The sequence below is a fragment of the Isoptericola sp. NPDC056578 genome, from assembly GCF_042793275.1.
Classification (GTDB): Bacteria; Actinomycetota; Actinomycetes; order Actinomycetales; family Cellulomonadaceae; genus Isoptericola.
The window spans coordinates 21,458-27,611 of sequence record NZ_JBHTVC010000066.1; the positions used below are offsets into that span (position 1 = coordinate 21,458).

Consider the following 6,154-nt stretch of genomic DNA (forward strand, 5'->3'; position numbering starts at 1 on the left):
AACGAATCGGCACGGGTGTACCGTCCAATTCCATGGCAATGGCCCAGACCAATCCTGTGCTCGCGTGGGACACCGTGCTCGACCTCGGGGACGACGACGCCCCGCTGGTCGCGCGCCTCGAGCGCGCCGTGCGGGACGCCGTGCACGCGGGCCGGGTCCCGGGAGGGGCGGCGCTGCCGCCGTCGCGCGCCCTCGCGGAGACCCTGGGCGTGTCGCGGTGGGTCGTGACGGAGGTGTACGGCCAGCTCGTCGCGGAGGGGTTCTGCGAGGCCCGCGTCGGGTCGGCCACGCGGATCGCGGCCGGGGCGGCCGCGCACGCCACGCCGAAGCACGCGACGGCGCACCCGACGTCGACCGACGCCGCCCCCGTGCGCCGTGCCCGCCTGGACCTCGCGCCCGGCGTCCCGGACCTGCGGCACGTGCCCCGGGCGGCCTGGCTGCGGGCGCTGCGCGACGCCCTGGCCGACACCCCCGACGCCGACCTCGGCGCCCCGCACCCCGCCGGCCACCCGGCCACCCGTGGCGCCGTCGTCGAGTACCTGGCGCGGGCCCGCTCCACCTGCGCCGGACCCGACGACGTCCTGGTGACGCACGGCGCCACCGACGGCATGACCCGCCTCGCCCGCGCGCTGCGCGCCGCCGGGCACCGCGCCGTCCTGGTCGAGGACCCGAGCTGGGGCCGGCTGCGCGACGTCGCGCGCGGCGCCGGCCTGGTCCCCGTGCCGGTGCCCGTCGACGACCGCGGGGTGGACGTCGACGCGCTCGCCGTGGCCGCCGCGCGGACCGGCGCCCGCGCCGCGCTGGTCGCGCCGGCGCACCAGTTCCCCACCGGCGTCGCCCTCGCGCCGGAGCGGCGCGACGCGCTCGTGTCGTGGGCGCGCGCCGTCGACGGCCTGGTGGTCGAGGACGACTACGACGCCGAGTTCCGCTACGACCGCCGGCCCGTCGCCGCGCTGCAGGGCCACGACCCGGGGCGCGTCGCACTGCTCGGGTCGCTCAGCAAGACGGTCTCCCCGGCGTTCGGGCTGGGCTGGCTGGTGCTGCCGCCGCGCTGGCGGGAGCGGCTGGGCGGCGACGCGGGCGGCCCCGCACCGTCGACCCTCGACCAGCTCGCGCTCGCCCGGTTCCTCACGGACGGCGGCTACGAGCGGCACCTGCGGGCCGCGCGCAGCCGGTTCCGTCGCCGCCGGGCGGCCCTGCTCGCCGCGCTCGACGCCGCGCTGCCCGGCCTGCCCGTGAGCGGCCTCGCGGCGGGCCTGCACGTCGTGCTCGGGCTGCCCGACGGCGTCCACGCCGCCGCGGTCGTCCGCGCCGCCGCCGCGCGCGACGTCGGCGTCACCGACCTGCGCCGCTACCGCGTCTCGGCCGCGGACCCCGGCGCCGAGGCGCTCGTCGTCGGGTACGGCAACCTCGCCGACGCGCGGGTCGGCGAGGCGGTGGCCGGCCTCGCGGCGGCGATCCGCTCCGCGGCGGGCTGACGGGCCGTCACCACCGCCCGCGGTGCACGACGTCCTCCGGCGGCTTGCGGCGCCGGCGCGTCGGGGAGCCCTTGGCGGTCGCGCCCGCACCCGGGTCGGCCGGGTGGCCCACCGCGACGACGCCGGTCTGGACCCACGCGTCGGGGATGCCGAACGCCTCGCGGAACGCCGGCATCTCGCCCGCGCCGACGCCGAAGAAGCAGGCCCCGAGGCCCTCGTCGACCGCCGTCTGGAGCATGAGCAGCGACGCCATGCCCGCGTCGACGTGCCAGTACGGCACCGGCCAGCGCGCGTCGTCGCGGTCGGTCCAGCCCTTGTCCGCCTCGGCGTACCGGCCGAGGTACGCGTCCTTCGAGCACAGCGCGACGACGAGCACCGGGGCGGTGCGCATGCCCGCGAGCCAGGTGGACATGTCGCGCTCGGAGTCCGCCGGGGTGGCCGCCGTCCAGAACCGCTCGCGGTCCTCCGGCTCCGTCAGGACGAGGAACGACCAGCCCTGCGAGAACCCCGCGCTGGGGGCACGCACGGCGTTGCGCACCAGCCTGTCCACCGTCTCGGGCGGCACGGGCTCGTCCGTGAACCGCCGCACCATCCGCCGTCTGCGCACCACGTCCTGGAACTCCACCCGCCCATCCTGCCCCTTGCCGAACAGGCGGGAGGTCAGAGGACGAGCTCGGGCTGCAGCTTGGTCACGGTCCACACGCGCTGCCTGCGGGCGGCGAGGGTCGTGAGAGCCAGCGCGACGACGAGCACGCCGAGGAGCACCATGACGTCGCGCGTGACGGTGGCGAGGTTGCCGCCGTAGAGCAGCTGGCGCAGGCCCTCGACGGCGTAGGTCATCGGCATGAACTGGTGCATCGCCTTGAGCGGCTGCGGGATGGTCTGCCAGGGGAACGTGCCGCCCGCGGTGACGAGCTGCACCAGCATCAGCACCAGCCCCAGGAACTGGCCCGCCGCGCCCAGCCAGACGTTCAGCGCCTGGAGGATCGCGACGAACGTGCCCGACACCAGCACGAGGAACAGCGCCGTGAACAGCCCGTAGGAGGGTTGGATGTCCAGCGCGAACTTCGTCACCGCGAACATCGCCGCCACCTGCACGACGCCGATCGCGGCGGGCGTCGCCCAGCCGCCCAGCGCCGTCGCGAGCCCCGACCTGCCCGCGGCGAGCGCCCGCGTGGACAGCGGCCGCACCAGCAGGAACAGCACGTACGCGCCGATCCACGTGGCCAGCGACAGGAAGAACGGTGCGAGCCCGGCGCCGTAGGTGCCCGCCGACGACAGGGCGTCGTTGCGCACCTCCAGGGGGTTGCCGATGGTCGACGCCGTGTCGTCGCGCGTCTGGTCGTCCAGGTCGGGGATCTGGCCGAGGCCCTCGGCGAGCCCGTCGCGCAGCTCGGCGATGCCGCTCTTCAGCTCCCCGGAGCCGTCCGCGAGCTTCGTGGTGCCGGAGGCGAGCTCCGCGGCGCCATCGGAGACCTGGCCGGTGCCGTCCGCGAGCCGGTGCACGCCGTCGACGAGCGCGGGCGTGGCGGCGGCGAGCTGCCCGGTGCCGTCGGCGAGCCGGTCCGCGCCGTCCGCCGCCGACGCGATGCCGGCGGTGAGCTGCGGCGTCGCGCCCGCGAGCGTGGCGGCGCCGTCGGCCACCTGCCGGGAGCCGTCGGCGAGCTGGTCGAGCTTCTCCGACGCGCCCTCGACCGTCGTCACCGCCGACCGGACGTCCTTGCGCTGGGCGTCGAGGGCGCCGTCGACGTCGGAGCGTGTGGCGTCGAGGCGGTCGAGCGCCTGGGTGCGCAGGTCGGCGCACTGCGCCGCGAGATCGCCGGCGTCGTCCGGCACCTGGGCGCAGAGGTCGGAGAGCTGCTGGTCCAGGTCCGCCCGGCCCTGGTCGAGGGCGTCCGCCGCGTCGGAGCGCGCGCCGTCGAGGGTCGGCAGCACCTGCCCCGCCGCGTGGGCGGCCTCCTGCCCGTACTGCGCCACCTGCGCGTTGCCGTCGGCGACCTGCGCCGCGCCGTCGGCGAGCTTCTTCGTCTGGGCGGGCAGGTCCGCCGTCTTGTCCTGCAGCGTCCCGAGGCCGGACGCGAGCTGCCCCGCGCCGTCGTCGAGCCGGCCCACCGCCGACGCCAGGGTGCCGACCTTGCCGTCCAGGGTGGCGGCACCGTCGGCCGCCTGCGCCGCGCCGTCGGCGAGGGTGTGCGCGCCGTCGTCCGCGTCCGCGAGCCCGTCGTCCAGCGTCGTCGCACCGGTGAGCAGCTTCTTCGCGCCGTCCACCGCGTCGGCGAGGTTCGTGTGGATCGACGCGAATCCGCGCAGGAACGTGTCCGCGGCCTCCGTGCCGACCTCCTCCGCGATGGAGTCGCGCACCTTGCCCACGATCGTGTCCGAGATGGTGCCCGCGAGGTAGTTGTTCGCGTCGTTCGTGATGAGCGTGAGGCTCGCCTGCTGCGGCTCGAACTCGCCCGCCGACGCCAGGTCCGCGGAGAACGTCGGGCCGATGATCAGCGCGGCGTCGTAGCGACCGGAGCGCACGCCCGCCTCGGCGTCCGCCTGGGACGTCTCGACCCAGCCGAACCCGCCGTCCTCCAGCAGCTGGTCCGCCACGTCGCGGCCGAAGTCGCGCTCGGTCGTCTCGCCCGTCTCCGCGTCGGTCGTCGTGGTGCCCTCGTCCTGCACGACGACGGCGGCCGGCACGTTGTCGAGCTGCCCGTACGGGTCGTGGTTGGCGAACAGGTACAGGCCCGCGTACAGCGTGGGGATCAGCGCCATCGCGAGGATGGCGAGCTTCGGCAGGCGCCCGGCGGCGAGCCGCCGGAGCTCCGAGAGAGCGAGCCGGACCGCGGTCATCGGGCCTCCTCCTGCGCGTCGTCGGCCGGTGTCGCGGCCAGGGTGTCGTGGATCGGGGTGTCGTGGATCGGGGTGTCGTGGATCGGGGTGTCGTGGATCGGGGTGTCCCCGGGGGGCGCACCGTCGAGCGGGTCGTCGAGCTCCTCCTCGGCGCGGGCGTCGGGGTCGGGGGACGGCTCCAGCTCGTCCTCGACCTCGGGCTCGGCGGCGGGCTCGGGCTCCGTGGCGGGCTCAGGCTCGACGGCGGGCTCAGGCCCGACGGCGGGCTCAGGCTCGACGGCGGGCTCAGGCCCGACGGCGGGCTCAGGCTCAACGGCGGGCTCGGCGTCCGGTCCGGCCACCGGGAGGACGGCGGTCGCGGCGGGCTCCTCGACGGGCGCGCCCGGCACCTCGCGCAGCACGACCCGCGGCGGCTCGTGCAGCGTGGCGCCGCGCGCGGGCGGCAGGTCGACGCCCAGGTCGCGGGCGGACGACCGAGTGCACTGCACGAGCACGCCGAGCCCGGACGCGGCGAGCGTGCGCGCCGTCTCCCACCAGCCGGACGGCTCGCCGCCGTGCCGGTCGGGCAGCGTCAGCACGACGAACCTGACGTCGGGGTTCTCGGTGGCGAGCGCCGCGAGCACGGCGGTGCGCACGACGCCGGGCAGCTGGTCCACCCGGCGCCCGCGGTCCTCCGTGAGGGCGCGCTCCTCGAGCCACCGCGACACGTCCCGCGGCAGCGACCGGCGTCCGGCGAGGGCCAGGCCCTCGGCCACGACGTCGGCGAGGGACAGCGCGTCGTCGGGCTCGCTGATGCCGGGCACGTCGACGACGGCGGTGCGGGCACGCAGCGCGGACGGCGGCACGGCGGCGCCGTCGAGGCGCACGGTGCCGGACGACGGCACGAACCTCCCGGTCGCGACGAGCGCGAGGGCGGTGTGCCCGTGACCGGGCTCGCCCGCGACGAGCAGGCACTCCCCCGTCGACCAGGCGAGGTCCATGGCCTCCAGCATCGGGTCCCGACGCCCCTCGACCCGTACCCCGCTCAGCGTGATCCGCACCCTGCTCCCCGTCCCCCGACACACTGTTGACTTGCAATCAACAACTCTACGACCGGTGTTGACTGGCGGTCAATAACGTCGTACAACTGTGGCCATGACCTCTTCCGCCCCGCGCCCCCGCACGCGCCACGAGCCGTCGGACCGGCGCCGCCAGCTCCTCGAGGCGGCCGTCGCCGAGGCGGAGGCGGCGGGGCTGGACGTGCTGACGCCCGCGACCGCCGCCGCCCGCGCAGGGGCGTCCAAGGCGCTCGTCTTCCACTACTTCGGGTCCACGACGGCGTTGCGCCGCACGGTCGCGCTCGAGGCGGTGTCCGACCTGGAGCAGACGCTGCTGGCACCCGACGATCGTCCCCTCGCCGACCGTCCGGCGCACGCGATGACGCTGTTCCTGGGCTCGGTCACCGCGCACCGGCGCGTCTGGGAGGACATCTGGCGGGGCGCGCTCGCCGGCGACGACGCCACCGAGGACGCGCTGCAGCGCGTCCGCACCGCGCTCGTCGAGCGCATGACGACCACGGCCGGCGTCATCGGGTTCACGCCCAGCAACCGGCTCCAGCTCCTGGCCCGCGGCTGGGTGGCCCTGGTCGAGAACGTCACCGCCGCCTGGCTGGGCGGCAGCGGCATCGCGCGCGACGAGCTCGAGCGGCTGCTGCTCGAGTCGCTCGTCGTCCTCGTGCCGGAGCTCCCCGAGCCCGCGCGCGCCGGCGTCCTCGCGATCGTCCGCCGCTCCGCGAGGTAGTCCCGAATCTGCCGAGGTAGTTCGAAGCTCGGTGAGGTAGTCGGCTACCTCACGAG

The 6,154-nt window shown here is 76.3% G+C and carries 5 protein-coding genes; 2 read left to right on the forward strand and 3 right to left on the reverse strand.

Annotation, left to right across the window (positions count from 1 at the left end):
- Positions 1-32 precede the first annotated feature (32 nt).
- Complete coding sequence (locus tag ACFQ80_RS19460; protein WP_430564808.1) at positions 33-1,478, forward strand: PLP-dependent aminotransferase family protein; 1,446 nt, start codon at positions 33-35, stop codon at positions 1,476-1,478.
- Positions 1,479-1,485: 7 nt separating this feature from the next.
- Here ACFQ80_RS19460 and ACFQ80_RS19465 read toward each other — a convergent pair whose 3' ends face one another.
- Genes ACFQ80_RS19465 through ACFQ80_RS19475 form a run of 3 tightly spaced genes read right to left on the reverse strand, consistent with a single transcriptional unit; the run spans position 1,486 to position 5,359 of the window.
- Complete coding sequence (locus ACFQ80_RS19465) at positions 1,486-2,103, reverse strand: nitroreductase family protein (protein ID WP_430564809.1); 618 nt, start codon at positions 2,101-2,103, stop codon at positions 1,486-1,488.
- A gap of 35 nt (positions 2,104-2,138) precedes the next feature.
- Positions 2,139-4,319, reverse strand: coding sequence for a YhgE/Pip family protein (locus ACFQ80_RS19470; protein WP_430564810.1), 2,181 nt, complete (start codon positions 4,317-4,319; stop codon positions 2,139-2,141).
- Entirely contained in the window at positions 4,316-5,359 is a 1,044-nt protein-coding gene (locus ACFQ80_RS19475; RefSeq protein WP_430564811.1) for a hypothetical protein, read from the reverse strand. The genes ACFQ80_RS19470 and ACFQ80_RS19475 overlap by 4 nt, the downstream gene beginning before the upstream one ends.
- 94 nt (positions 5,360-5,453) lie before the next feature.
- Between ACFQ80_RS19475 and ACFQ80_RS19480 the strand changes: the two genes are divergently transcribed.
- Positions 5,454-6,098 (forward strand): TetR family transcriptional regulator, encoded by a 645-nt coding sequence (locus ACFQ80_RS19480; protein WP_430564812.1) that lies wholly within the window; start codon positions 5,454-5,456, stop codon positions 6,096-6,098.
- Positions 6,099-6,154: the final 56 nt, after the last annotated feature.

Excerpts from the sequence above, each read along its gene's own strand:
- ACFQ80_RS19470 (WP_430564810.1), bottom strand. The coding sequence starts at position 4,319 with ATGACCGCGGTCCGGCTCGCTCTCTCGGAGCTCCGGCGGCTCGCCGCC.
- ACFQ80_RS19460 (WP_430564808.1), top strand. The coding sequence starts at position 33 with ATGGCAATGGCCCAGACCAATCCTGTGCTCGCGTGGGACACCGTGCTC.
- ACFQ80_RS19480 (WP_430564812.1), top strand. The coding sequence starts at position 5,454 with ATGACCTCTTCCGCCCCGCGCCCCCGCACGCGCCACGAGCCGTCGGAC.